This window comes from Streptomyces sp. NPDC039424, from assembly GCF_055639495.1.
In genome coordinates, this window is record NZ_JBVKAI010000009.1 from 182,522 (window position 1) to 207,583 (window position 25,062).

Sequence of the window (25,062 nt, forward strand, 5' to 3'; positions counted from 1 at the left end):
ATGCCGGTACTGGTGATCACGGGGACGGGCACGGAGGTCGGCAAGACGGTCACGACCGCCGCCGTCGCCGCAGCCGCGGTGGCGGCCGGGCGGTCGGTGGCCGTCCTGAAGGCCGCGCAGACGGGCGTACGGCCCGACGAGCGCGGGGACGCCGACGAGGTCGCGCGGCTCGCCGGAGTCGAGGCGACGTCCGAACTGGCCCGCTATCCCGAGCCGTTGGCGCCGGGGACGGCGGCTCGGCGGGCGGGCATGGCACCGGTGCATCCGCACGAGGTGGCCGAGGCCGCCGCCAAGCTGGCCACCGAGCACGAACTGGTGCTGGTCGAGGGGGCGGGCGGGCTGCTCGTGCGGTTCGACGCGGCGGGCGGGACGCTGGCGGACGCGGCCCGGCTGCTGAACGCGCCGGTGCTGCTGGTCGCCGCGGCCGGTCTGGGCACGCTGAACACGACGGAGCTGACGGCGCGGGAACTGCGCGTCCGGGAGACCGAGTTGCTTGGCGTGGTGATCGGCAGCTGGCCCGACGACCCGGACCTGGCCTGCCGCTGCAACCTCGCGGACCTGCCGGAGGTGGCCGGCGCCCCGCTGCTGGGCGCGCTGCCCGCCGGGGCCGGTGCGCTGCTGCCCGCCGACTTCCGGGAGCTCGCGCCGGGGTGGCTGGCGCCGCGACTGGCCGGGACGTGGGACGCGGAGGCGTTCCGGGTGCGCAACGCGCCCTGAGCCCGCCCCTCATGCGCTGCCCGGTGGTTCGGCGTCCGCCAGCAGCCGTACCAGCTCGATCCGCGAGCGGATGTCCAACCGGGTGAAGACGCCGCGCAGATGGTGGTCGATGGTGCGGGGGCTGAGGGCCAGGCGGTCGGCGATCTCGCGGTTGGTGGCGCCCTCGGCGGCCATGCGGGCGATCATCAGCTGCTGGGCCGTCAGCCGGGTGGCCGGGTCCGCCGAAGCGGTCGACGCGGTGGTCGCCGGCGTACCCAGGGCACGGAGTTCGGTCCGTGCCCTGGCCGCGCAGTGCGGGGCGCCGAAGGACTCGAACGCCTCCAGGGCGCTGTGCAGCCGGTCGCGGGCCTCGGTACGGCGGCGCAGTCGGCGCAGCGCGCTTCCGAACAGCAGCTCGGTGCGGGCGCGTTCGTAGTCGCGGGTGCCGCGGGCGTGCAGGTCGAGGGCGGTGCGGTAGTGGTCCACGGCCTCGGCGCCGGGGGCGAGCAGGGCGCGGCAGCGGGCGCTGAGCGCCAGGTCGTCGGGGCTGCCTACGGCGCTCGCCCAGCGCTGGTAGTCGGCGTGGGCGGCGCGCGCCACCCGGGTGTCGCCGGTGCGGACGGCGGCCTCCACGTAGTGCGGGGTGGCCAGGTGCCGGATCGCGCGGTGGCCGTGGCCGGGGCCGAAGCCGGCGAGGGCGCGCAGCCGGGCCGCGGCGGCGGGGTAGCGGCCGCCGGCGAGGTCGAGGAAGGCGAGCGCCCACTGCGCGAGAGCCGCGGGCAGACCCAGGCCGCGTGCGAGGGCGTGGGAGCGGGCGGCGCGGGCGTGCTCCCGGCAGGCCTCCTCGTCGCCGGTCACCGCCGCGAACATGGCCAGCGCGGCGCGCAGATGGCAGGCGCCGTTGTCCTGCCCGGTGGCGTGCGCCTGCTCCAGCGCGTCCCGTGCGGCGGCCTCGGCGGCATGGGTACGACCCGTCCAGAAGTCGGCGTAGACCCGGAACTCCATCGCCTGCGCGGCGGTCACGAGGGTGCCCCCGGCCCGGGCCGAGGTGGCCGCCCGGACGGTGGCGGTGGCGGCGCGGGTGTGGTCGCCGAGCATCAGGGCGGCGATGCCCGCGTGGATCAGCGAAGTGGGGTCACCGCCGGGCCCGCACCGCCCGGCCGTCCGCTTGAGCAGGTCACGGGCGTCCTCGTAGCGTCCCTCCACCGCCGCCGCCAGCCCACCGAGCACACCGGGCGGCGGCACGCCCAGCCAGTGGGCCACCAGATACGCCTCCCGGCACCGGCGCAGATCCCCGGTGTACACCGCGGCCTCCACGGCCAGCGCCACCAACTCGACGCCCTCCCCCGGCCCACCGCGCGGGGCCGCCGCGCGGACGCCCCGCCCCGGATTCCCTCCTTCCCCCAACCGCACCGCCCCCATGAGCAGGGCGTCGAAGGCCTCCGCGGCATTGCCGGTACGGAGGGCGAGGAGGCCGTTCAGGACGGGGTCGTCGGTGCGGGCGGCGAGTTCGCGGGCGCGGTCGGGGGCGCCGGTGCGCCAGGCGTCGGTGGCGGCCCGGGTCAGGAGCGGGTTCCGGGTGCCCGGGTCGGTGCAGAGGGCTGCGGCGCGTTCGGCGAGGGCGCCGGCCAGGGCCGTGTCACCGGCGGCGCGGGCCCGGTCGGCGGAGGTGCGCAGTTCCGCCGCGAGGCGCGCGCTGGGGCCGAGGGCGCCCGCGGCCCGGTGCCAGGAGCGGCGGGGCGCCTCGCCCTTGCCGCTCAGCACCCGGGCCAGCAGCCGATGCGCCTCGCGCCGGTCCGCCGGGGAGGCGGTCTCGTACGCGGCGATCATGGTCCAGGGGTCCCGGAACTCGACCCCGTCGGCCGTGGCGTGGGCGACGCCCGCCGCCTCGGCGGCCTCCAGGGGGCGGGTGTCGAGGCGGGCCGCGGCGACCGCGCGCAGGAAGGCGTGCGTGGCGACGGGATGCCGGTCCGCCGCGGCGAGGAGCAGGAGCAGCCGGGTGTCGTCCGGCAGGGCGCGGATCTCCCGGCGGTGGGCGCGCAGCAGCACGGGGGCGATGGCGGCGGGCCGCGTGGGCAGCGGGTCGAGGCCCGCCGCCTGACGTGCGGTCAGGCGCCCGAGGAGTTCGGCGGCGGCGCGCGGATCGCCGTAGGCGACATGCGGCAGCCGGGCACGGACGCCCGCGGACACAGCGGGACCCGCCTCGGGCGGAGGTGGCGAAGTGCGGTCCAGAGGTGGGGGGTTCACCGGCGTCACCACACCATCGACGTTACTGGCGGGTTAGTTGACTCGTAAAGACTGGCGACTTCGCCGATGCGGCGCGCGTAGACCCTTCCCGACACTCCTGGCAACCCCACCCGTTCCAGGAGGCTTCATGCAGCGCCACAAGCGTCGCGTCGCCACGGCGGTCTCGGCGATGACCGCATCGTTCCTTCTGTCCCTCCCCCTCGCCGCGGCCCCGGCCCACGCGGCGAGCCACAACCCGGTCGTGTTCGTGCACGGCCTCAGCAGTTCGTCGAGCAGCTGGGACGACTGGGTCGCCGACTTCGAGGCCGACGGCTACTCCTCCTCGGAGTTGTTCGCGTGGTCCTACGACTGGGCGCAGCCGAACGCCACCACCGCCCAGCAACTGGCCACCGAGGTCAAGAGCGTGCTGGCCAGGACCGGCGCTTCGAAGGTCGACCTCGTCGTCCACTCCATGGGCGCGCTGAACGGCCGGTACTACCTCAAGAACCTCGGCGGGACGTCGTACGTCGACGACTTCGTCTCGGTCGCCGGGGTGAACCACGGCACCTCCATCGCCTCCCTGTGCGGGTGGCTGTACACCTCCTGCAAGGAGATGCAGACGGGGAGTTCGTTCCTGACCGCGCTCAACTCCGGTGACGAGACACCCGGCGGTGTGTCGTACGCCAGCTACTGGTCGGACTGCGACGAGGCGATCAACCCGGACTCCTCGGCCCTGCTGAGCGGTGCGACCAACGTCGACGTCGGCTGCGTCTCGCACACCGACACGAACAACGACCACGGCGTGTACGAGCAGGTGCGCGACTTCATCGCGTAGCTCGGCGTGGACCGCGCGAAGACACGGGGGGGTGCGACGGGCCGCCGCGGGGGACAATCCCCGTAGGCCCGTCCACTCCGGGAGGTCGCCATGCGGCTACGATCCACCGGCTCCGGCACGATGGCGCGGGATCCCGTCCACCACCCGGTCTTCGCGCGCTACTACGCCCGGGTCAGCGCGAGCGCCGAGACCAGGTTCGGGCTGGCCGGGGTGCGGGCCCGGCTGCTCGCCGGGCTGTCCGGGCGGGTGATCGAGATCGGCGCGGGCAACGGCCTGAACTTCGCGCACTATCCGGGGGCGGTCTCGGAGGTGGTGGCGATCGAGCCGGAGCGGCTGCTCAGGCGGCTGGCGGTGCGGGCCGCCGTGCGCGCGGAGGTGCCGGTGGACGTGGTGCCGGGCGCGGCGGAGGCGCTGCCGGTGAAGAGCGAGGCCTTCGACGCGGCGGTGCTGTCGCTGGTGCTGTGCAGCGTCCGGGACGTGCCGCGCGTGCTGGGCGAGGTGCGGCGGGTGCTGCGGCCCGGCGGCGAGGTGCGGTTCTTCGAGCACGGCCGGGGCGGCGGCCGGGCGATGACCCTCACCCAGCGTGCCCTGGACCGGACCGTGTGGCCGGCGCTGAACGGCGGCTGCCACCTGTCCCGCGAGCCGGTCGCGGCGCTGCGGGAGGCCGGGTTCGAGCTGGGCCCGTACCGCGAGGTGCCGGTGCCGGAGAAGGGGCCGAGGCTGCCCACCTCGTACTGCGTACTGGGCACGGCCTGGCGGACCGAGGGCGGGTGATCGGCCGCCCACAGGGCCTGCCCCTCCTCCCGTAGGTGGAGAGTGCCCCCTACACCGGTATCAGGGACACGACCTGAGGCGGAGACTCGCTCGGTCGCAGGGGGGATACCGGCTGTGCCACCCGTCACACTACGCTCGCCGGACGAGGAGTCAGCACGTCGAGGCGAGCGAGGAGGCGGCCTTGTCCACACCTGCTGCGGAGCACCCGCCCGGCCGGGCACCGGGCGACGGGATCGCGGCCCGTGCCCGGGGGCTGACCAAGGCGTACGGCTCGGGCGAGACCGCGGTGGTCGCCCTGGACTCGGTGGACGTGGACGTCGCGCGCGGCCGGTTCACCGCGGTCATGGGGCCCTCGGGCTCCGGGAAGTCCACGCTGATGCACTGCCTGGCGGGGCTCGACACGGTGTCGGCCGGTCAGGTGTGGCTCGGCGACACCGAGATCACGGGGCTGCGGGAGCGCGAGCTGACCCGGCTGCGGCGGGACCGGATCGGCTTCATGTTCCAGTCGTTCAACCTCATCCCGACGCTGAACGCGGCCGAGAACATCACCCTGCCGATGGACATCGCGGGCAAGAAGCCCGACGAGAAGTGGCTGGACCAGGTCATCGACACCCTCGGACTGCGGGGGCGGCTGAGGCACCGGCCCGCGCAGCTGTCCGGCGGGCAGCAGCAGCGCGTGGCCTGTGCCCGGGCGCTGGCCTCCCGCCCCGAGCTGATATTCGCCGACGAGCCGACCGGCAACCTGGACTCGCGGGCCGGTCTGGAGGTCCTCGGCTTTCTGCGCGACGCCGTCGACGACCTCGGGCAGACCGTCGTCATGGTGACCCACGACCCCGGCGCCGCCGCCCACTCCGACCTGGTGCTCTTCCTCGCCGACGGGCGGATAGTCGACCAGATGGAGCGGCCGACGGCGGAGGCGGTGCTGGAGCGGATGAAGCGTTTCGACGTCACCCGGGGCGGGCTCGACCGCGACGGCTCCGCCGAGGAGGACTGACCCGGTGCTCAAGGCGACGCTGAGAAGCTTCCTCGCCCACAAGGGACGGCTGCTGCTGTCCGCGCTGGCCGTCGTCCTGTCCGTGGCGTTCGTCGCGGGCAGCCTGATCTTCTCCGACACGGTCACCCGCACCTTCGACCGGCTCTTCGCCTCCACCTCCGCCGATGTGACGGTGGAGCCGAAGCAGGACCTCAAGTCCTCCGTGCCCACCGGCGCGGTCCAGACCGTGCCCGCGGCGCTCGCGGAGCGGGTCGCGAAGGTCGAGGGGGTCGCGGCGACCCACGCGGACGTGTCCGTGCAGAACATCGTGGTGGTCGACAGCCGGAACAAGTCGGTGGGCCCGACCACCGGCGCCCCGACCATCGCCACCGACTGGTACCTCACCCACCGCAGCCCGGTGAAGCTGACCTCGGGTCACGCCCCGCACGGCGCGGGCGAGGCACTGCTGGACGCGGACACCGCCGACAAGAAGCACGTACGGATCGGCGACACGCTGAGCGTGCAGGCGGCGCCGGGTACGTTCCGGGTGAAGGTCGTCGGCATCGCCACCTTCACCACCACCAACCCGGGCGCCGCCCTGGTCTTCCTCGACCCCGCGGTCGCCGCCCGCGAGCTGCTCGGCTCCGCCGACCGGGCCACCAGCATCTCCGTGGACGCGGCCGAGGGCGTCAGCGACGCCCGGCTGAAGAGCCGTGTCGGCCAGGCGATCGGTGCCGGCCCCTACGACCTGAAGACCGCCGACGAGCAGGCCGAGTCGGCCGCCGCCGACCTCGGCGGCTTCCTCGACGTGATCAAGTACGTGATGCTCGGCTTCGCCGGGATCGCCGTCCTGGTCGGCGTCTTCCTGATCGTCAACACCTTCTCCATGCTGATCGCCCAGCGCACCCGCGAACTCGGCCTGCTGCGGGCGCTGGGCGCCGACCGGCGGCAGGTGCGGCGGTCCGTGCTCACCGAGGCGGTGCTGCTCGGCCTGGTCGGCTCGACGCTGGGCCTGGCGGCCGGGATAGGGCTCGCCCTCGGGCTGATCAAGCTGATGTCGGCCTTCGGCATGAACCTCAAGGCCACCGAGATGGTCATCGGCTGGCCGACGCCCGTCTCGGCGTACGTCGTGGGTGTCGGCGTCACCTTCGTGGCGGCGTACCTGCCCGCCCGGCGCGCGGCGGGCGTCTCGCCGATGGCGGCGCTCGCGGACGCCGACATCGCCGGGGTGGGACGGCCGCTGAAGACGCGCGCGATCGTCGGCGGCGTCGTCGGGGCGGCCGGCGTTGCCGCGCTGGCGGGCTGCGCGGCGGCGACGAAGACCGCCTCGGCCGCCTCCCTGCTGGGCCTCGGTGTCGTACTGACCCTGCTCGCCACCGTCATCGCCGGTCCACTGCTGGTCCGGCCGGTGATCCGGGTCCTGGGCGCGGCCTTCCCCGCGCTGTTCGGCTCGATCGGCCGGATGAGCCAGCGCAACGCCCTGCGCAACCCCCGCCGCACCGGCGCCACCGCCGCCGCCCTGATGGTGGGCCTGGCCCTGGTCGGCGGCATGTCGGTGGCCAGCGCCTCCATGTCCCGGTCGTTCGACCAGCAGATCGACAAGACGCTCGGCGCCGACTTCACCGTCCAGAACGGCAACTTCCTGCCCTTCACCAAGGAGATCACCGACAAGGTGCGGGCCACCGAGGGCGTGGGTCTCGTCGTCCGGCAGCGGTTCGCGCCCGTGGCGGTACGGCTGCCGGACGGCAAGCGGGTGAAGACGACCGCCGCCGGGTACGACCCGCGGGTGGACGACGTCGCCCATGTCACGTACACGGGCGGCGACAGCGCGGCGGCGCTGGCGGACGGCCACCTCGGCATGGACGTGGACTTCGCCGAGGACCACCATGTGCGCCTGGGCAGCTCGCTCCCGGTGGAGTTCCCGGGCGGCCGGACCACCGAGATGACCGTGGGCGCCCTCACCGACCAGGGCAACTCGGGATTCGGTATGCAGGGCGGGCTGTTCTTCGGCATCGCCACGGCGGAGAAGTACGTGCCCGACGGCCAGGACGCGGCGCTGTACGTGAACAAGGCCCCCGGCACGAGCGGCGATCAGCTGCGCTCGCGTCTGGAGCGGACGCTGAAGCCGTATCCGCAGGTGCAGGTCCGCGACCAGGCCGACTACAAGAAGCTGGTCCACGACCAGATCGCGGTGCTGCTCTACCTCGTGTACGCGCTGCTCGGGCTGGCGATCGTCATCGCGGTGCTGGGCGTGGTCAACACGCTCGCCCTGTCGGTGGTGGAGCGCACCCGGGAGATCGGTCTGCTGCGCGCGATCGGGCTGGCCCGGCGCCAGTTGCGCCGGATGATCCGGCTGGAGTCGGTGGTGATCGCGGTGTTCGGCGCGGTCCTGGGGCTCGCCCTGGGCCTGGTGTGGGGCGTGTGCACGCAGCAGGTGCTGGCCCTGCAGGGCATGACCGCGCTGGCGATTCCCTGGGGCACGATCGTCGCGGTGGTGATCGGCTCGGCGGTGGTGGGCGTGGTGGCGGCCCTGCTGCCGGCGCTGCGTGCATCTCGCATGAATGTGCTGGCGGCCATCGCGCACGAGTGATGGAATCGCGGCGAGGCTCAAGTCGCCCGTCAACGAGGAGAGTTCATGCCGCGCCCGTTCCGTTTCGGAGTCAACCTGCTCACTCCCGCTCCCGCCGGGGAGTGGCGCGCCAAGTGCCGCCGTGCCGAGGAGCTCGGGTACGACGTGATCCTCGTCCCCGATCACCTCGGCATGGTCGCGCCCTTCCCGGCGCTGGTCGCCGCCGCCGAGGCCACCGAACGTCCGCGGCTGGGCACGTTCGTGCTCAACGCCGGCTTCTGGAACCCGGCGCTGCTGGCCCGCGAGGTGGCGACCACGGACGCGCTCACCGGCGGCCGTCTCGAACTGGGGCTGGGCACCGGATACGTACAGGCGGAGCACGACACGGCCGGGCTGCCCTACGGTTCGCCCGGCGAGCGGGTGGACCATCTCGCGCACACGGTGGCGGAGCTGGAGCGGCTGCTCGGTTCGCCGGAGCACCAGCCCCGGCCCGCACAGTCCCGGGTGCCGCTGCTGATCGGGGCCAACGGCGACCGGATGCTGCGGCTGACCGCCGAGCGGGCCGACATCGCCGCGTTCACGGCCGCCCGGCCGGTCGCCGGGAGTACGGAGGGCAAGATAGCGCCGATCACGCCCGAGGAGCTCGACGAAAGGGTGGCCCGCTACCGGCGGCTCGCGGCGGACCGCGCGGAGCCCGCCGAGCTGAACCTGCTGGTGCAGCTCGTGGCCGTCACCGACGACCCCGAGGCGGCGGTCAAGCCGCTGCTGGACAACCAGCCGCAGCTGACCGCGGACCAGGCGCTGGCGCTGCCCATCGTGCTGGTCGGCACCCTGGACGGGATCGTCGCGCGGATCAGGGCGCAGCGGGAGCGGTACGGGTTCTCGTACCTGACCGTCCTGGAGCCGTACATGGAGGCCTTCGCGCCGGTGATCGAGGAGTTGCGCGGCGAGTGAGCGGCCGTCCGCATGCTGGAATTCCCGGGACCGCGTCGAGTCGCGTGATGTGGTGATCAAATGACTGACCTGCGTATCCGCCCCGCCGTACCCGACGACCTCGACCCCGTGCTGGCCTTCTGGAGTACGGCCGCCGAGGGCACCAGCATCAGCGACGACCGGGACGGCGTCGAACGGCTGGTGACCCGTGACCCCGACGCGCTGATCCTGGCCGAGGAGGACGGGGACCTCGTCGGCACGGTGATCGCCGGATTCGACGGCTGGCGCTGCCATCTGTACCGGCTGGCGGTGCACCCCGAGCGGCGGCGGCAGGGCGTCGGCTCGGCGCTGCTGGCCGCCGCCGAGGAGCGGTTCGTGCGGCTGGGCGGGCGGCGCGGGGACGCGATGGTGCTGGTGCGCAACGAGACCGCGCAGCACGCCTGGCGGGCGGCCGGGTACGCGCCGCAGGAGCGCTGGCGGCGCTGGGTGAAGCCGCTCACCGCCGGCTGATCTCACCCCACCGGACTTCTTTGCCCATCCTTTACCATTGGAGGATCACTCGGTCCTCCATGAAAGGTTGTGAGCGTCCGCCCATGGGCGAGCCTCCCGGTCGGCGACATCGCGCGCCGCTTCCTGCCCTGTCCGACCATGGGAAGGAGGTGACCCGATGACCGAAGTGCTCCTCCTGCTGGTGGCGGTCCTGCTCTCGCTCGCCTGTGGCGCCTTCGTCGCCGCCGAGTTCTCGCTGACCACGGTCGAGCGGGGCGAGCTGGAGCGGGCCGCCCAGCGCGGTGAGCGCGGTGCCGCGGGCGCCCTGAAAGCCGTACGGAATCTGACGTTCCAGCTCTCGGGGGCGCAACTCGGCATCACGGTCACCAACCTGGTGGTCGGCATGCTCGCCGAGCCGTCCGTCGCCAAGCTGCTCGCCGGTCCGCTCCAGGCACTGGGCATCTCGCGGTCCGCCGCCGGCTCGGTCGCGCTGGTGCTCGGCACGGCCCTGTCCACGGTGTTCCTGATGGTGGTCGGTGAGCTGGTGCCCAAGAACTGGGCGATCTCCTCGCCGCTGGCCATGGCGAAACGGGTCGGCAACGCGCAGCGCTGGTTCAGCGCCGCGTTCCGTCCCTTCATCACCCACCTCAACAACACGGCGAACCGCGTCGTACGGCGCCTGGGCGTGGAGCCCGCCGAGGAGCTGGCCTCCGCGCGCGGACCGCAGGAGCTGGCGGCGCTGGCAAGGCACTCCGCCAGGGCGGGCGCCCTGGAAGCGGACACCGCCGAGCTGTTCGTCCGCACCCTGAACCTCGCCGACCTCACCGCGGAGAACGTGATGACACCCCGCGTCCAGGTCATCGCACTCGACGTCCAGGCCACCTGCGCGGACGTGGCGAACGCGACCCGGGCGACCGGACTGTCCCGCTTCCCGGTCTACCGCGACAGCCTCGACTCGGTCGTCGGGACCGCCCACATCAAGGACGTCCTGGCGGTGCCCGCCGAGCAGCGGCCTCACCGCTCGGTCGCGCAGACGATGCGCGAGCCGCTGCTGGTCCCCGAGTCGCTCACCGTCGACCGGCTCCTCGACCGGCTCTCCGGCAAGCGCACGATGGCCGTCGTCATCGACGAGTACGGGGGTACGGCCGGCGTGGTCACCCTGGAGGACATCGTCGAGGAGGTCGTCGGCGAGGTGCGGGACGAGCACGACCCGCACGAGACGCCCGACCTCGCCCCGGCCGGGGCCGACGAGGAGGGCCGCGCCCTGTACTCGGCGGACGGTTCGGCCCGCATCGACCAGCTCGCGCGCCTGGGCCTGAGGCCGCCGGAGGGGCCGTACGAGACGCTGGCCGGGCTCGTGGCGACGCGGCTGGGGCGGATACCCGAGCAGGGGGACAGCGCCGAGGTCGCCGGATGGCGCCTCGACGTGGTGGACGCCTCGGGGCACCGGGCCGCCCGGGTGCTGCTGCACGCGCCGCTCGACGATGAACACCTGGACGATCACAGGGAACAGAGGGAGGGGACGCGGTGACCGCCGTTCAGTTGCTGATCGGCCTGGCGACGCTCGTCGTCAACGCCTTCTTCGTGGGCTCCGAGTTCGCGCTCATCTCCGTGCGCCGCAGCCAGATCGAGCCGCACGCGGACGCGGGCGACCGGCGCGCGAAGAGCGTGCTGTGGGGTCTGGAGCACGTGTCCGCGCTGCTGGCCGCGGCGCAGCTCGGCATCACGCTGTGCACCCTGGTCCTCGGTGTGGTCGCCGAACCGGCGATCGCGCACCTGCTGGAGCCGGTGTTCCACGCGGTGGGCGTGTCCACGAGCGCGGGTCACGCCATCTCCTTCGTGATCGCGCTGGCCCTGGCCACATATCTGCACATGCTGCTCGGTGAGATGGTGCCGAAGAACATCTCCCTCGCCGAACCGGTGCACAGCGCGCTGCTGCTCGGCCCGCCCCTGGTCGCGCTGTCCAAGGGGCTGCGCCCGGTGATCTTCACGGTGAACGCCTTCGCGAACGCGCTGCTGAAACTGCTCAGGGTCGAGGCCCGGGACGAGGTCGCGGCGACCTTCTCGGACGCCGAACTGGCCGAGATAGTCAAGGACGCCGGCGAGGCCGGCCTGATCGACGACCGCGCGCAGGAGCGGCTGCACGACGCGCTGGAACTGGGCAGCCGACCCGTGCGGGACGTCGTGGTCCCGCTGGAGCGCGTGGTGTACGCGCGTGTAGGCGTCACCCCCGAGCAGCTGGAGCGGCTCTCGGCCCAGTCCGGCTTCTCGCGCTTCCCGGTGGTGGACGAGAGCCGCCGGATCGTCGGCTACCTCCACATCAAGGACGCGCTGGACGCCTCACCGAGTGACACGCCCTTCCGGCCGCAGGACATGCGGCTCATCCCCCGGGTGCGCGCGGACACCCCGCTCGACGACGTGCTCACCGCGATGCGGCGCAGCCGTACGCACCTGGCCGCCGTCCTCGACGCCGATGGCCGGCTCGCCGGGCTGGTGACGATGGAGGACGTCCTGCGGGAGCTCTTCGGCCAGCGCGCGTGAGGACTCCGGCCGACGGCGGGGCCGAGGGCGACCGACCAGTGGGTATGGAGCCGGGATACCATCTCTGTCGCCATGCACATGAATCCCACGCCCCCTCCCGCCCACACCAGCCTCGTCGCCGTCGGAGACTCCTTCACCGAGGGCATGTCGGACCTGCTGCCCGACGGCTCCTACCGGGGCTGGGCCGACGTCCTCGCCGCGCGGATGGCCGCCCGCACCCCCGGTTTCCGGTACGCCAACCTCGCGGTGCGCGGCAAGCTGATCGGCCAGATCGTCGCGGAGCAGGTACCGGTGGCGGCCGCGATGCAGTCCGACGTCATCACGCTGGTCGGCGGGCTCAACGACACACTGCGGCCCAAGTGCGACATGGTGCGGGTACGGGATCTGCTCACCGAGGCCGTGGAACGGCTGGCACCGTCGTGCAAGCAGCTGGTGCTGATGCGCAGCCCCGGTCGGCAGGGCCCGGTCCTGGAACGGTTCCGGCCGCGCATGGAGGAGCTGTTCGCCTGTGTCGACGAGCTCGCCGCTCGGCACGGCGCGCTGGTGGTCGACCTGTACGGGGCGCCCTCGCTGGCCGACCCCCGGCTGTGGGACGTGGACCGGCTGCACCTGACCGCCGAGGGTCACCGCAGGGTCGCGGAGGCGGTCTGGCAGGCGCTCGGCCATGAGGCGGAGGACCCGGAGTGGCGGACCCCGATGGCGGCGAGCCTGCCGCCGGGGTGGGTCGACCGGCGGGTCGCGGACGTACGGTTCGCCCGGCAGTATCTGCTGCCCTGGATAGGCCGCCGCCTGACCGGCCGCTCCTCCGGCGACGGCCTCCCGCCGAAGCGGCCGGAGCTGCTGCCTTACGAGGACCCGACGGCGTAGCACCGCCGACAATCGGACATAGCGCCACAAAACATGTGAATACATATGAATAAGGTCGTCCGGTCGGGGGGACTCCGAAAGCTGACCCCCCACAGAACGGAGACCCATCGAATGATCATCAAGCAGATGCACGAAATGGGCGTCCGCAGCGAACACGCCTACCTCGCCGGCATGGCCTCCATCGGCCTGAGCATCGCCGCCTGGGCCGGCAGCCTGAAGATGGAACCGGGAACCGGCCTGGCCCGAGCCGACCGCTGGGGCCTCTTCGTCGGCGAGTGGGCACCCACCTTCTTCGGCCTCGGTCTCGCCCTCTCCCACTACGAGCAGAACGACGGCACCCTCACCGCCGCCAACGTCCACGAGTTCCGCGAGCGGCAGAAGGTCGGCTGACCACCCACGGGCCGGCGCCCGCCTCTGGACCAAGGGGTGGGCGCACGCCCCGGGGGCGCTCGGGCGCCGGGTAAACTCCCGACACGTGACTTCAGCGCCCGCCAAGCCCCGCATCCCGAACGTCCTCGCCGGACGCTACGCCTCCACCGAGCTCGCCACGCTCTGGTCGCCCGAGCAGAAGGTGAAGCTGGAGCGGCAGCTCTGGCTCGCCGTGCTGCGGGCCCAGAAGGACCTCGGGATCGAGGTGCCCGACGCGGCGATCGCCGACTACGAGCGCGTCCTCGACCAGGTCGACCTCGCCTCGATCGCCGAGCGCGAGAAGGTCACGCGGCACGACGTGAAGGCGCGGATCGAGGAGTTCAACGACCTCGCCGGGCACGAGCACGTGCACAAGGGCATGACCTCGCGCGACCTGACGGAGAACGTCGAGCAGCTGCAGATCCGGCTCTCGCTGGAGCTGGTGCGCGACCGCACGGTGGCCGTCCTGGCCCGGCTGGCCAAGCTGGCCGCCGAGTACGGCGAGCTGGTCATGGCCGGCCGCTCCCACAACGTGGCCGCGCAGGCCACCACCCTCGGCAAGCGCTTCGCGACCGCGGCCGACGAGCTGCTCGTGGCGTACGGCCGGGTCGAGGAGCTGCTCGGCCGTTACCCGCTGCGCGGCATCAAGGGCCCGGTGGGCACCGCGCAGGACATGCTGGACCTGCTGGGCGGGGACGCCGGCAAGCTCGCCGAGCTGGAGCGGCGGATCGCCGGTCACCTGGGCTTCGCACAGGCCTTCACCTCGGTCGGCCAGGTCTACCCGCGCTCGCTGGACTACGAGGTCGTGACCGCGCTGGTGCAGCTGGCCGCCGCGCCGTCCTCGCTGGCGAAGACGATCCGGCTGATGGCCGGGCACGAGCTGGTGACCGAGGGCTTCAAGCCCGGCCAGGTCGGCTCCTCCGCCATGCCGCACAAGATGAACACCCGCTCCTGCGAGCGCGTCAACGGCCTGATGGTCATCCTGCGCGGCTACGCGTCGATGACCGGCGAGCTGGCGGGCGACCAGTGGAACGAGGGCGACGTGTCCTGCTCGGTGGTGCGCCGGGTCGCGCTGCCGGACGCGTTCTTCGCGCTGGACGGCCTGCTGGAGACCTTCCTGACGGTCCTCGACGAGTTCGGCGCGTTCCCCGCGGTGATCGCCCGTGAGCTGGACCGCTACCTGCCGTTCCTCGCCACGACCAAGGTGCTGATGGGTGCGGTGCGTGCGGGCGTCGGCCGGGAGGTCGGCCACGAGGCGATCAAGGAGAACGCGGTGGCGACGGCGCTGGCGATGCGCGAGCAGGGCGCCGAGCGCAACGACCTGCTGGACAAGCTCGCCGCCGACGAGCGCCTCCCGCTCGACCGGGCGCAGCTGGAGCGGCTGATGGCGGACAAGCTGTCCTTCACCGGCGCGGCGGCCGACCAGGTCGGCGTGGTCGTCGGCCGGATCGAGGAGCTCGTCAAGCGGCACCCGGAGGCCGCGGGTTACACGCCGGGGGCGATCCTCTGACCCGTTTCACCCCGGCGGAACTGGAGGCCGCCCGCGACCGTCTCGTACCGGACGTGGTCGCGGACGGTCTCCACGTCCTGTTCTGCGGTATCAATCCCGGGCTGATGACGGCGGCCACCGGCCATCACTTCGCCCGGCCGGGCAACCGCTTCTGGCCGGTGCTGCATCTGTCGGGGTTCACGCCCAGGCTCCTGAAGCCCTCGGAGCAGGGCGAGTTGCTGTCCTACGGGCTGGGCATCACGAACGTCGTGGCGCGGGCCACGGCGCGGGCCGACGAGCTGACCGGCGCGGAGTACGTCGAGGGCGGGCGGCTGCTGGCGGCCAAGGTGACGCGGCTGCGGCCGAGGTGGCTGGCCGTGGTCGGGGTGACCGCCTACCGGGCCGCGTTCGGCGACCGCACCGCCCGGGTCGGTCCGCAGGAGCGGACGATCGGGGACGCGCGGGTGTGGGTGCTGCCCAACCCCAGCGGCCTGAACGCCCACTGGACGGCGGCGACGATGGCGCAGGAGTTCGCGCGGCTGCGGGAGGCGGCGCAGGCCTGACGCTCAGGTCATGGGGGGTCGGTGTCCGTGACCACCGCGAGGAGCTGGTACGGCAGTTCCCTGTCCCACTGGGAGACGCCGAGGGCGACCCACCGGCCCGACTCGGGCGACTTCCACAGCAGCACGTCGGGGACGTGCGACCCCAGGGTCGCCCACGGCTCCTCGACGTCCTCGCCCTCCATGCTCCGCGGGGCGATGCTGAACAGGCTGAACGCGTACGGCGGCCCCCACCGTGCCGTCAGGCGCTCCGCCAGGCCGTCCCGGTCGAGCTCGTACTGTGTCTCGGTCTCCTCCCGCTCCGTGCCGTCGTCCTCCCAGAAGTCGCCGCTGGTCTGTAATGCGGCTATGTGGTACCCGGGCCCGCTCTCGCCGTGCTCCGTCCTGCCGTACGCCGCGGGGAACTCCCGGGCGCACAGCAGGTCGACGAGGGCGAGGTACCGCGCGATGTCCATGTGCACCAGTAAAGCGGGCGCCACTGACAATTGGCGGGGGGTCAGGCGTCCCGCCGGGTCACGCTCCACGCCCCGCCGAGGAGCGCCGCCGCCGTCCACAGCGCGGTCACCGCGAGCCCGGACCACGGGCCCAGGATGCCGTCCCAGGCGCTGTGGAGCGCGACCTGGCCCGCCCGGTCGGGCAGGAAGTCGGCGACGCCGCCGGCCACGTCGCCGATCACGAAGGACACGATCAGGAGGAACGGGATCAGGGTGCTCAGGGTGGCGACTCCGCTGCGCAGCACGGCCGTCAGTCCCGCCGCGAACAGGGCCATCAGCGTGAGGTAGGCACCGCAGGCCACGGCGCCGCGCAGGCCCTCGGCCCAGGTCGGCCGGGACTCCCCCGCCCCGAGTGCGGCCCTGCCCACCACCAGGGACACCAGTCCGGTGAGCAGTCCCACGGCCAGCACGGGGACGCCGATCGCCGTCACCTTGGCCGCGAACCACCGCCGGCGGTCGGGTACCGCGGCGAGGGCCAGCCGCAGCCCACCGCCCTGGAACTCGGACGAGACGGCCGTCGTGCCGAAGGCGATCGCGGCGATCTGACCGAAGCTCACGCCGAAGAACACCGAGAAGAGCTGGTCGGACTCACCGTCGCCGGCCGAGGCCAGCGCGGAGAAGGCGGCGGTGGCGAGCAGGACCGCGCACAGGCTGCAGACGAGCGACCGCAGCGTACGGATCTTGATCCACTCGGCGTGGAGTGCGGGTGCGAAGGACATGGTCAGGCCTCCTGGCGCTGTGCGGTGAACTCGGCTTCGGCGGAGGTCAGATCGAGGTAGGCCTCTTCCAAGGTGGCCTCCTCCTGGGTGAGTTCGAGGACGGGAACGCCCGCTTCGGACACCAGACGGCCGATGTCCTCCACGCGCGCGTGCCGCACGTTCCACGCCCCGTCCTCGGTGCGGGAGGCGTCGTACCCGTGGCGGTCGAGCAGACCCCCGAGTGCCGCTCCGTCCGTCGTACGGACGCGTACGCGAGGCCGCACGCGCGCGTGAATGAAGTCCCGGACCGGGGTGTCGGCCAGCAGGCGCCCGCGCCCGAGGACGACGAGGTGGTCGGCGAAGGAGGCGGTCTCGTTCATGAGATGGCTGGAGACCAGGACCGTGCGCCCTTCCGCCGCCAGCCGGCGCAGCAACTCACGGATCCAGATGATGCCTTCGGGGTCGAGCCCGTTGGAGGGCTCGTCGAGCAGCACCGTCCCGGGGTCGCCGAGGAGCGCGGCGGCGATGCCGAGCCGCTGGCGCATGCCCAGGGAGTACGTCCGCACCCGGCGCCGGGCCGCCGGCGCGAGGCCGGACTCCTCAAGGACCTCGTCGACCCGGCGCGGGGAGATGCGGTTGCTCGCCGCGAGGGCGCGTAGGTGGTCGCGCCCGGTGCGGGAGCCGTGCGCCGCCTGGGCGTCGAGCAACGCGCCCACGTGGCGCAGGGGTTCGTGGAGTGTGGCGTAGGCCCGCCCGCCGATCGTGGCGCTGCCAAAGGTCGGCCGGTCCAGGCCGAGGACGAGCCGCAGGGTGGTGGACTTCCCGGCGCCGTTGGGGCCGAGGAAGCCGGTGACGCGGCCCGACCGGACGCTGAAGGTGAGGTGGTCCACGGCCCGCCGGGTGCCGTACTCCTTGGTGAGGTCTCGTACGTCGATGCTGGTCATGGCAATACCGTCGGTCTTCAAGGGGGTTGGCGTCCTCCCCCGCCGGCGGGGAGTGTCTCCCCCGCTCGGGGGAGGAGCGGTGTCGGTGCCGCCTGCGACGATGTCCGCATGGCCCGCTTCCTGCGCCCGCTGCTGCGGGGGACGACGTACACACGCCTGCTGCATCTGTGGGTGCCGATGCTCGTGGTGAGCCTGTGGCTGTTCATCGACCCTTCGACACCGTGGGTTCCGGCGCTCGTGCTGATCCCGGTCGGGCTCATCCCGGCGGTGCGGCGGGGTGAAGGGGTGCAGGCGCAGTTGCTGCTGGCGCCCGGTGAGCAGGATTCGGAGATCTCCCTGAACCCGTCGGCGACGTGGCGGGACCGGCTGCGCACCGTGCTGTGGCTAGAGGTGCGCATGGCGCTGAGCGTGGCGGCCGTGTTCGCCTGCGTCTGGTCCACCGCGTGCACCTACGAACTCGTCCGCCTCGCGCTCGGGCATCCCGCGGACCTTGCCTTTGTGTACGTCTCGCAGCCCCATGCGGCGTACGCGTTGCTGATCCCGGTCCCGCTCGCCGTGCTGGGCGCGGCCGTCGTGGGCCTCGGCGAGCTGGTCACCGCCGTCGCGCGCCGCCTCCTCGGTCCGTCCGCGGCCGAGCGCCTCGCCGCCCTGGAGGAGCGCGCCGAACAGCTCCTGGAGCGCACCCGCATCGCCCGGGAGCTGCACGACTCCATCGGGCACGCGCTGACCGTGGCGGTGGTGCAGGCGGGCGCGGCGCGGGCGGCGGGCGACGCGGAGTTCACCGACCGGGCGCTGGGCGCCATCGAGGAGACCGGGCGGGCCGCGCTGGAGGACCTGGAGCGGGTGCTCGGCGTCCTGCGCGAAACGCGGCGGCCGGTGAGCGGCAGGCCCACGCTGGCCGACGCCGACCGGCTCCTGGAGTCGGCGCGTGCCGCCGGTGCGGAGGTCGACGCGGAGGTCACCGGCCCTCTGGAGACCGTGCCGGGTCCGGTGTCCCGCGAGGGCTACCGCATCCTCCAGGAGGCGCTGACCAACGTGCTCCGGCACGCGGGAGGCGTTCCCGTCCAGGTCCGTGTGCGGGTCGCCGACGGCACGCTGGGGCTGGAGGTCCGCAATCCGCTCACCGCCGAGGTGCCCGGTCCCGGCCGGGGCAGCGGTCTGCGCGGGATACGCGAGCGCGCGGCCCTGCTCGGGGGCCGCGCGCGCACCGGGCCGGACCAGGGGGACTGGCAGGTGCACGCAGAGCTGCCGGTGCGCTGATCTACGCTGGCCGGATGCCGGTCACCGTTCTCCTCGTCGACGACGAACCCCTGGTCCGCGCGGGTCTGCGGGCCGTGCTGGAGGCCCAGCCCGATATCGAGGTCGTCGGCGAGGCGGCGGACGGGGCCGCGGTGATCCCGCTGGTCCGGCAGCTGCGGCCGGACGTGGTCGCCATGGACGTACGGATGCCTCTGCTGGACGGCATCGAGGCCACGCGCGCGGTGCTGCGCAGCGTCGACGGGCCGCCGAAGATCCTCGTGGTGACCACTTTCGAGAACGACGAGTACGTGTACGAGGCGCTGCGCGCGGGCGCCGCCGGCTTCCTGCTGAAGCGGGCCCGTCCCGCCGAGATCGTGCACGCCGTACGGCTGGTCGCGGAGGGCGAGTCGCTGCTGTTCCCCGCCTCCGTGCGGCAGCTCGCCGCGCGGTACGGCGGGGACGGCGACGGCGGCGACCGTGCGGCGCGGGCCGCGCTGGAGCGGGCCCGGCTGACCGAACGGGAGGCGGAGGTGCTGCGGCTGATGACCCGTGGGCTGTCGAACGCGGAGATCGCCGGACTGCTGGTGGTCGGGACGGAGACCGTCAAGTCGCACGTCAGCGCCGTCCTGGCGAAGCTCGGCGCGCGGGACCGTACCCAGGCGGTGATCGCCGCCTACGAGTCGGGGTTCGTGGCCCCCGGCTGATCCGGTGGATCCGCCGGATCGTGGGTGCCCGGCACTCGCCGGGGTCCGGCGTGCCGAGTACCATCCGCCCCACACGGCGCACGAGCTGGGAGGACGGACGGTGGGGCGGCTGACCGGCGGGGATCCCTCGCTGCTGCGAAGGATCAACTCCGCGGTGGTGCTGCACGCGCTGCGTGCCACGGACTGCGCGACGCTCACGGAGGTCACCCGGGTGACGGGGCTGTCCCGGCCGACCGTCGAGGGCGTCGTCGAGGGGCTGATCGAGGCCGGCCTCGTCGTCGAGAAGGCGGCCGAGGAGGGTGCCGCCCGGCGGCAGGGGCGGCCCGCGCGGCGGTTCCGGTTCCGGGCCGAGGCAGGACACCTGCTGGGCCTGGAGATCGGCGCGCACCGCGTCGCCGCGCTCCTGTCCGACCTGGACGGGCGGATCCTGGGCGCCCAGGCCAAGGGCGTCGACGAGAGGGCGGACGCGGACGAGCGTCTGGAACGGCTGCGCGGCGCGGTGGCCGAACTGCTGCGGCGGGCCGGGGTCGCGCGCGGCTCGCTGCGGGCGGTGGGGGTCGGCACGCCGGGGATCGTGGAGGCGGACGGCACGGTACGGCTGGGCACCGCGCTGCCCCAGTGGACCGGTCTGCGCCTCGGGGAACGGCTCAGCCGCTCCTTCAAGTGCCCGGTCCTGGTGGAGAACGACGCCAACGCCGCGGCGGTCGCCGAGCACTGGAAGGGGTCAGCCACCGAGTCCGACGACGTCGTGTTCGTACTGGCCGGGCTGAGCCCGGGCGCCGGTTCGCTGATCGGCGGGCGGCTGCACCGGGGGTACGGCGGGGCCGCCGGTGAGATCGGCGCACTGCATCTGCTGGGCCGGGAGGCGACGCCCGAGACCCTGCTGTCCACCACGCACGAGCCGCTGCACCCGCTGGACGAGCAGGCGGTCGCCAAGGTGTTCGCCCTGGCCCGCGAGGGCGACGAGCGGGCCCGGGCCGCCGTCGACCGGTTCATCCAGCGGCTGGTGCACGACGTGGCGGCGCTCGTCCTCGCGCTCGATCCGGAGCTGGTGGTGATCGGCGGCTGGGCGGCCGGGCTGGACGGCGTCCTCGAACCACTGCGCCGCGAACTCGCGCGCTACTGTCTGCGGCCCCCCGGCGTGGCCCTGTCCCTCCTCGGAGAGGCGGCGGTGGCCACGGGCGCCCTGCGGCTCGCGCTGGACCACGTCGAGGAGCAGCTGTTCGCGGTGGAGGGCACGGTGACGGCGCGGCGCTGACGGGGCCCCGCACGTCGCGCCCCGGAGGGGTTCCGGGGCGCGACGGGGTGCGGCTACGGGCGGGGCCGGTGTCCGGCCCCGGGCGGGTCAGGAGGCCTGGCGCTCGGGTCCGTGGTGTATCTCGACGCCGCCGGAGTCACCGAAGGTCAGACGGCAGGTGTCCGCGCGGTAGGTGGCCACGGAGAGCGCGGCCGTGCGGCCCCCGGCGAAGAAGCGGGTGGTGACGACGAGGACGGGCGCCCCGGGGAGCCGGTCGAGTTCCTTGGCGTCGTCCGCACGGGCGGAGCCGAGTTCCACGGCGCGGTCCTGGCCCTCCAGCTCCAGGTGGTGCAGCTCGCGCAGCACGGCACGCGCGCGTGCGGGTCCGGAGGGGGCGTCGATCCCGGACAGCTCGGGGACCGAGGACGCCGGGATGTAGAGCAGCTCGGCGGCGACCGGCTGGCCGTGCGACACACGGGAGCGGCGCACGATGTGCACGGAGTCGTCCGGGCCGAGCTCCAGGGCGGCGGCGACGGCGGCCGGGGGCACGGCCTGCGCGCAGTCGGCGGGCTGCCAGGCGTCGCCGGTGGCACCCGGCCAGGCGTGCTCCTCGGTGCCGACGGCCACGCCCACGCGCGGGGGCGCCACGGTCGTACCGACACCGCGCCGGCGCTGGAGCCGGCCTTCCAGCTCGAGCTGTTCGAGGGCCTGGCGGAGAGTGGCGCGGGCGACGCCGAAGCGGGCGGCGAGGTCGCGCTCGTTCGGCAGGATCTCGCCGACGGCGAACTCGGAGTCCAGTGCCTCACTGAGCACGGTCTTGAGATGCCAGTACTTCGGTTCCGGCACCGATTCCAGCTGCGTGGTCCCCACCCTGTCCTCCGCAATCGCCGTGGTCCGCGGTTTTTTAGCGCCCTTGTTTATTAAAGGTTGTTGCACTTATCTGCGACCATAAGGCGGCCCCTACCCTTGGTCAAGACCAATCCTCGATCCCATGGGCAACGCAGAGGTGTCCGTCGCGGAGCGTTCACACGGCGTTGTCGGAAGCGGGTCGGCGGCCGGCGGGCCGGAGACGAGCGGCGGGACCAGACGGGGCCGGACGGGAGCCACCGGGGGCTACCGGTCGGTAGCAATTGCTGACAGGCTGTCTACCCACGTCGTCCGTCAGCGAGTCCAGACGAGGAGCAGCACCATGTCCGCCACCGTCTCCTTCCCGGTCCCCTCACCGCAGGGCCCGCGGACCGTGACCGTCTCCTACGCGCGCGTGGGCAGCGGCGCACCGCTGCTCCTGCTGCACGGCATAGGCCACCACCGGCAGGCCTGGGACCCGGTGGTGGACGTCCTCGCGACCGAGCGGGACGTGATCGCCGTGGATCTGCCCGGTTTCGGCGCCTCCCCCGGTCTGCCGGAGGGCCTCACGTACGACCTGTCCACGACGACCGCCGTGTTCCGCGCGTTCTGCGAGGCGATGGAACTGGAGCGTCCGCATGTCGCGGGCAACTCGCTCGGCGGACTGATCGCCCTGGAACTCGGCCGCGAGAAGCTCGTACGGTCCGTCACCGCCCTGTCCCCCGCCGGGTTCTGGTCCGAGGCCGAGCGGGTCTACGCCTTCGGTGTCCTGTCGGTGATGCGCCGGATCTCCCGGCGGCTGCCGCTGCCGCTGGTCGAACGGGCGTCGCGCACGGCGGTCGGCCGGGTGGCCCTGACGAGCACGATCTACGCCCGCCCCACCCGCCGTTCACCCGAGGCCGTGGTCGCCGAGACGCTCGCGCTGGCGAACGCCACCGGGTTCCACGACACCCTCCGGGCCGGTACGGCGGTCCGGTTCACCGACGACATACCCGGCATCCCCGTCACCCTCGCCTGGGGTTCCCGCGACCGGCTGCTGGTGCCCCGCCAGGGCGTCCGGGCCAAGGGCATCATCCCCAAGGCGCGGCTGGTGCGGCTGCCCGGCTGCGGTCACGTCCCGATGAACGACGACCCGGCGCTGGTCGCGCGCGCCATCCTGGACGGCAGCCGCTGACCGGCGCGGACGGCGGGACAACGCGCCGGAGCCCAGGGCGACTCCGGCTCCCACTAGGGCGCTGCCCGCGGCCTGGGCCGCGCCGTAGGCGCCCGTGCCGACGAGTGGCGCGGTGCAGGCGGCGGCCACCGGGATGAGCCCGGAGAACAGCGTGGCCCGCTCCGCGCCGAGGCGCTGCATGCCCATGTACCAGCACACGAAGCCGACGACCGTCACGACCACCGCCTGCCACAGCAGCGCCGCGGTCTGCGTGGCGTCGGGACGCCGCAGCCAGCCGCCGCCGTCGAGGACGATCCCGGCCACGGCGGCCTCGACGGCGGCGACGCCGCACACCGCGGCGGACAGCAGGCGGGGCCCGAGCGGCCGCAGGACGGGCACGGCGAGGACCGCGAAGCCCACCTCACCGGCCAGCGCGCACGCCGAGAACGCGATCCCGGCGCCGTCGGTGCGGCCCCAGCCCTGGACGGTGCACGCGCCGACGGCGACGAGCGACGCCCCGTACAGCACGGCCGGCCGGGGACGGCGGCCGTCGAGGAGCGGCACGACGACGGCCACCACCACGGGCGCGCACCCCACGAAGACGCCGGGAACCGCCGGTTCCGCGCTGCGTTCGGCGGCGATGACGGCGAGGTTGAAGCCGACCATGCCGACCGCCGCGAGGAGGGCGAGACGGGCCCACTGGCGCGGTGCGAGCCCGCGCAGCGGCGCGCGTCCGCCCCGGCCGGTGAGCGGGAGCAGCAGCAGACAGGCCAGGGCGTACCGCAGGAACTGGCCACCCGCGTACGGATAGTCGCCGAGGACGCTGTTGGCGGTGAAGGAGCCGCCGACGAGGACGCAGGCGAGCGCGGCGAGGAGGGCGCCGCGGGTGGTGGTGTTCATGACGGCGACGTTAGGAAGCTTCGCGGTCCGGTTTAAGGTCCAGTTCCATGACGTCATCGGGGACCAATCCGGGCGGGCTCGTCGGCTCCGCCGCGTGGGAACTGCTCCTCCCCGCCGCCTCGGCACCGGCACGCGCGCGTGGCCGTTCCCTGCAGGCGGCGCTGCGCGAGGCGATCCGCTCGGGGCGCCTGGCGGCGGGCACCCGGCTGCCGTCGAGCCGGGACCTCGCGGCCGACCTCGGCGTGTCGCGCGGGCTGGTCACCGAGGCGTACGAGCAGTTGACCGCCGAGGGCTATCTGCGCAGCGGCCGGGGCGCGGGGACCTGGGTGGGCGGGGCCGTACGGGCCGCCGCGCCCCGCGCGCGTGACCTGGCCCCCCGTGCCCCGGGAGCGCGGGCCGACTTCGTCCCCGGGACGCCGGACCTGTCGCTGTTCCCGCGCGCCGCCTGGGCCGCCGCCCAGCGCGGCGTCCTGGCCGACCTGCCGCACCACGAGCTCGGCTACCCCGACCCGCGCGGGCTGCCGCGTCTGCGCACGGCCCTGGCCGAACTGCTGGCCCGCCGCCGGGGCGTGGTCGCCGACCCGGAGCGGATCGTGGTCGTCTCCGGTGTCGCCCAGGCCACCACCCTGCTCGGTTTCACGCTGCACGCGCGCGGGATGCGCACGATGGGCGTGGAGGACCCGGGCAGCCCGCAGCACGACGCCCTGTACGCCTCGGCGGGCATGGCGACGGTGCCACTGCCGCTGGACACCGACGGCCTGGCCGTCGGCCCGCTGCGCGCCTCGGGCGTACGGGCCGTGACGACGACGCCCGCCCACCAGTTCCCCACCGGCATCGCGTACTCCGCCCGGCGCCGCGCCGAACTGCTCGACTGGGCCCGGTCCGTGGACGGCCTCGTCCTGGAGGACGACTACGACGGCGACTTCCGCTACGACCGGGCTCCCGTGGGCGCGCTGCAGGGGCTGGACCCGGACCGGGTCGCCTACGCGGGATCCGTGAGCAAGTCCCTCGCTCCGGGACTGCGGCTGGGCTGGCTGCTCGTGCCGCAGTGGCTGGCCGGCGAGGTCGTGGAGCGCAAACGCACCATGGACCTCGGCCACCCAGCCCTGGACCAGGCGCTGTTCGCCCGGTTCCTGGAGCGCGGCGAGTACGACCGCCAGCTGCGCCGCTGCCAGCGCGCCTACCGCGAACGGCGCGACGTGCTGGTCGGCGCGCTGGCGGAGCACTTCCCGAACGCCCGGGTCTCCGGGATCGCCGCGGGCCTGCACGCCATCGCCGAACTGCCCGAACGGTACGGACCGGAGGAGCACTTCGCCGGCCGTCTGGACGCGGCGGGCATCGCGGTGCGCCCGCTGAACGCCTACACGCACGCGCGTGCCGACGCTCCCGGGGTGCGGCTGGTTCTGGGATACGCGCATCTGTCCCCCTCGCGGATCCGCGACGGGGTGAAGCTGATGGCGGAGGCGCTCGCCGCCTGAGGGCCGGGG

At 73.7% G+C, this 25,062-nt stretch carries 23 protein-coding genes and 1 pseudogene; 18 read left to right on the forward strand and 6 right to left on the reverse strand.

The annotated features are described in order from the left end of the window. On the forward strand, positions 1-717 hold the full coding sequence (bioD, locus tag ACZ7L0_RS23490; RefSeq protein WP_471244478.1) for a dethiobiotin synthase: 717 nt from the start codon (positions 1-3) through the stop codon (positions 715-717). Positions 718-726: 9 nt separating this feature from the next. Here bioD and ACZ7L0_RS23495 read toward each other — a convergent pair whose 3' ends face one another. Continuing rightward, positions 727-2,955, reverse strand: a complete 2,229-nt coding sequence (locus tag ACZ7L0_RS23495; RefSeq protein WP_471244479.1) for a LuxR C-terminal-related transcriptional regulator — start codon at positions 2,953-2,955, stop codon at positions 727-729. Positions 2,956-3,070: 115 nt separating this feature from the next. On the opposite strand from ACZ7L0_RS23495, the gene ACZ7L0_RS23500 reads away from it, so the two are divergent. The 12 genes from ACZ7L0_RS23500 to mug all read left to right on the forward strand — a co-directional run bounded on the left by ACZ7L0_RS23500 (position 3,071) and on the right by mug (position 15,363). Then, positions 3,071-3,757: an esterase/lipase family protein gene (locus ACZ7L0_RS23500; protein ID WP_471244480.1), complete on the forward strand. Its 687-nt coding sequence runs from the start codon at positions 3,071-3,073 to the stop codon at positions 3,755-3,757. 90 nt (positions 3,758-3,847) lie between these two features. Beyond that, complete coding sequence (locus ACZ7L0_RS23505; RefSeq protein ID WP_471244481.1) at positions 3,848-4,531, forward strand: class I SAM-dependent methyltransferase; 684 nt, start codon at positions 3,848-3,850, stop codon at positions 4,529-4,531. 181 nt (positions 4,532-4,712) lie between these two features. Continuing rightward, positions 4,713-5,525 carry an ABC transporter ATP-binding protein gene (locus ACZ7L0_RS23510; protein WP_471244482.1) on the forward strand — a complete coding sequence of 271 codons (813 nt, stop codon included), beginning with the start codon at positions 4,713-4,715 and terminating at the stop codon, positions 5,523-5,525. A gap of 4 nt (positions 5,526-5,529) precedes the next feature. Beyond that, a complete protein-coding gene (locus tag ACZ7L0_RS23515; RefSeq protein ID WP_471244483.1) occupies positions 5,530-8,094 on the forward strand; it encodes an ABC transporter permease in 2,565 nt (854 codons plus the stop codon). A 45-nt stretch (positions 8,095-8,139) separates the two neighbouring features. Continuing rightward, a complete protein-coding gene (locus ACZ7L0_RS23520) occupies positions 8,140-9,027 on the forward strand; it encodes an LLM class F420-dependent oxidoreductase (protein ID WP_471244484.1) in 888 nt (295 codons plus the stop codon). 60 nt (positions 9,028-9,087) lie between these two features. Then, positions 9,088-9,516, forward strand: coding sequence for a GNAT family N-acetyltransferase (locus ACZ7L0_RS23525; RefSeq protein ID WP_471244485.1), 429 nt, complete (start codon positions 9,088-9,090; stop codon positions 9,514-9,516). 157 nt (positions 9,517-9,673) lie between these two features. Then, positions 9,674-11,026, forward strand: coding sequence for a hemolysin family protein (locus ACZ7L0_RS23530; RefSeq protein ID WP_471244486.1), 1,353 nt, complete (start codon positions 9,674-9,676; stop codon positions 11,024-11,026). Further along, positions 11,023-12,036: a hemolysin family protein gene (locus ACZ7L0_RS23535; RefSeq protein ID WP_471244487.1), complete on the forward strand. Its 1,014-nt coding sequence runs from the start codon at positions 11,023-11,025 to the stop codon at positions 12,034-12,036. Before ACZ7L0_RS23530 ends, ACZ7L0_RS23535 begins: the two co-directional genes overlap by 4 nt. A gap of 72 nt (positions 12,037-12,108) precedes the next feature. Next, complete coding sequence (locus ACZ7L0_RS23540; RefSeq protein ID WP_471244488.1) at positions 12,109-12,903, forward strand: SGNH/GDSL hydrolase family protein; 795 nt, start codon at positions 12,109-12,111, stop codon at positions 12,901-12,903. Positions 12,904-13,014: 111 nt separating this feature from the next. Further along, positions 13,015-13,293, forward strand: a complete 279-nt coding sequence (locus ACZ7L0_RS23545; protein WP_471244489.1) for a hypothetical protein — start codon at positions 13,015-13,017, stop codon at positions 13,291-13,293. An 85-nt stretch (positions 13,294-13,378) separates the two neighbouring features. Continuing rightward, positions 13,379-14,821, forward strand: coding sequence for an adenylosuccinate lyase (gene purB, locus ACZ7L0_RS23550; protein WP_471244490.1), 1,443 nt, complete (start codon positions 13,379-13,381; stop codon positions 14,819-14,821). Further along, entirely contained in the window at positions 14,818-15,363 is a 546-nt protein-coding gene (gene mug / locus ACZ7L0_RS23555) for a G/U mismatch-specific DNA glycosylase (RefSeq protein ID WP_471244603.1), read from the forward strand. The genes purB and mug overlap by 4 nt, the downstream gene beginning before the upstream one ends. Positions 15,364-15,371: 8 nt before the next feature. Here the strand turns inward: mug and ACZ7L0_RS23560 are convergent, their stop codons facing one another. The 3 genes from ACZ7L0_RS23560 to ACZ7L0_RS23570 are packed head-to-tail and all read right to left on the reverse strand — an operon-like array spanning position 15,372 to position 17,496. Then, positions 15,372-15,815 carry a hypothetical protein gene (locus ACZ7L0_RS23560; RefSeq protein ID WP_471244491.1) on the reverse strand — a complete coding sequence of 148 codons (444 nt, stop codon included), beginning with the start codon at positions 15,813-15,815 and terminating at the stop codon, positions 15,372-15,374. Between the two features lie 41 nt (positions 15,816-15,856). Beyond that, on the reverse strand, positions 15,857-16,573 hold the full coding sequence (locus tag ACZ7L0_RS23565; protein ID WP_471244492.1) for an ABC transporter permease: 717 nt from the start codon (positions 16,571-16,573) through the stop codon (positions 15,857-15,859). A gap of 2 nt (positions 16,574-16,575) precedes the next feature. Continuing rightward, a complete protein-coding gene (locus ACZ7L0_RS23570) occupies positions 16,576-17,496 on the reverse strand; it encodes an ATP-binding cassette domain-containing protein (RefSeq protein WP_471244493.1) in 921 nt (306 codons plus the stop codon). A 108-nt stretch (positions 17,497-17,604) separates the two neighbouring features. Between ACZ7L0_RS23570 and ACZ7L0_RS23575 the strand changes: the two genes are divergently transcribed. From ACZ7L0_RS23575 to ACZ7L0_RS23585, 3 genes are all read left to right on the forward strand, one after another. After that, entirely contained in the window at positions 17,605-18,756 is a 1,152-nt protein-coding gene (locus ACZ7L0_RS23575; RefSeq protein WP_471244494.1) for a sensor histidine kinase, read from the forward strand. Positions 18,757-18,770: 14 nt separating this feature from the next. Further along, positions 18,771-19,439, forward strand: a complete 669-nt coding sequence (locus tag ACZ7L0_RS23580; protein ID WP_471244495.1) for a response regulator transcription factor — start codon at positions 18,771-18,773, stop codon at positions 19,437-19,439. A 100-nt stretch (positions 19,440-19,539) separates the two neighbouring features. Then, positions 19,540-20,697, forward strand: coding sequence for an ROK family transcriptional regulator (locus tag ACZ7L0_RS23585; protein WP_471244496.1), 1,158 nt, complete (start codon positions 19,540-19,542; stop codon positions 20,695-20,697). 87 nt (positions 20,698-20,784) lie between these two features. Here the strand turns inward: ACZ7L0_RS23585 and ACZ7L0_RS23590 are convergent, their stop codons facing one another. After that, the gene (locus ACZ7L0_RS23590; protein ID WP_471244497.1) at positions 20,785-21,546 is read right to left on the reverse strand and encodes a GntR family transcriptional regulator; all 762 of its coding nucleotides are present in this window, start codon (positions 21,544-21,546) and stop codon (positions 20,785-20,787) included. A gap of 319 nt (positions 21,547-21,865) precedes the next feature. On the opposite strand from ACZ7L0_RS23590, the gene ACZ7L0_RS23595 reads away from it, so the two are divergent. Next, positions 21,866-22,696 (forward strand): alpha/beta fold hydrolase, encoded by an 831-nt coding sequence (locus ACZ7L0_RS23595; protein ID WP_471244498.1) that lies wholly within the window; start codon positions 21,866-21,868, stop codon positions 22,694-22,696. Between the two features lie 480 nt (positions 22,697-23,176). On the opposite strand, the pseudogene ACZ7L0_RS23600 reads toward ACZ7L0_RS23595, so the two are convergent. Beyond that, positions 23,177-23,632: pseudogene (locus ACZ7L0_RS23600) on the reverse strand (EamA family transporter); the annotation flags it as partial. Between ACZ7L0_RS23600 and pdxR the strand changes: the two are divergent. Next, the gene (gene pdxR / locus ACZ7L0_RS23605) at positions 23,623-25,053 is read left to right on the forward strand and encodes a MocR-like pyridoxine biosynthesis transcription factor PdxR (RefSeq protein WP_471244499.1); all 1,431 of its coding nucleotides are present in this window, start codon (positions 23,623-23,625) and stop codon (positions 25,051-25,053) included. The pseudogene ACZ7L0_RS23600 and the gene pdxR sit on opposite strands and share 10 nt — an antisense overlap. Positions 25,054-25,062 lie beyond the last annotated feature (9 nt).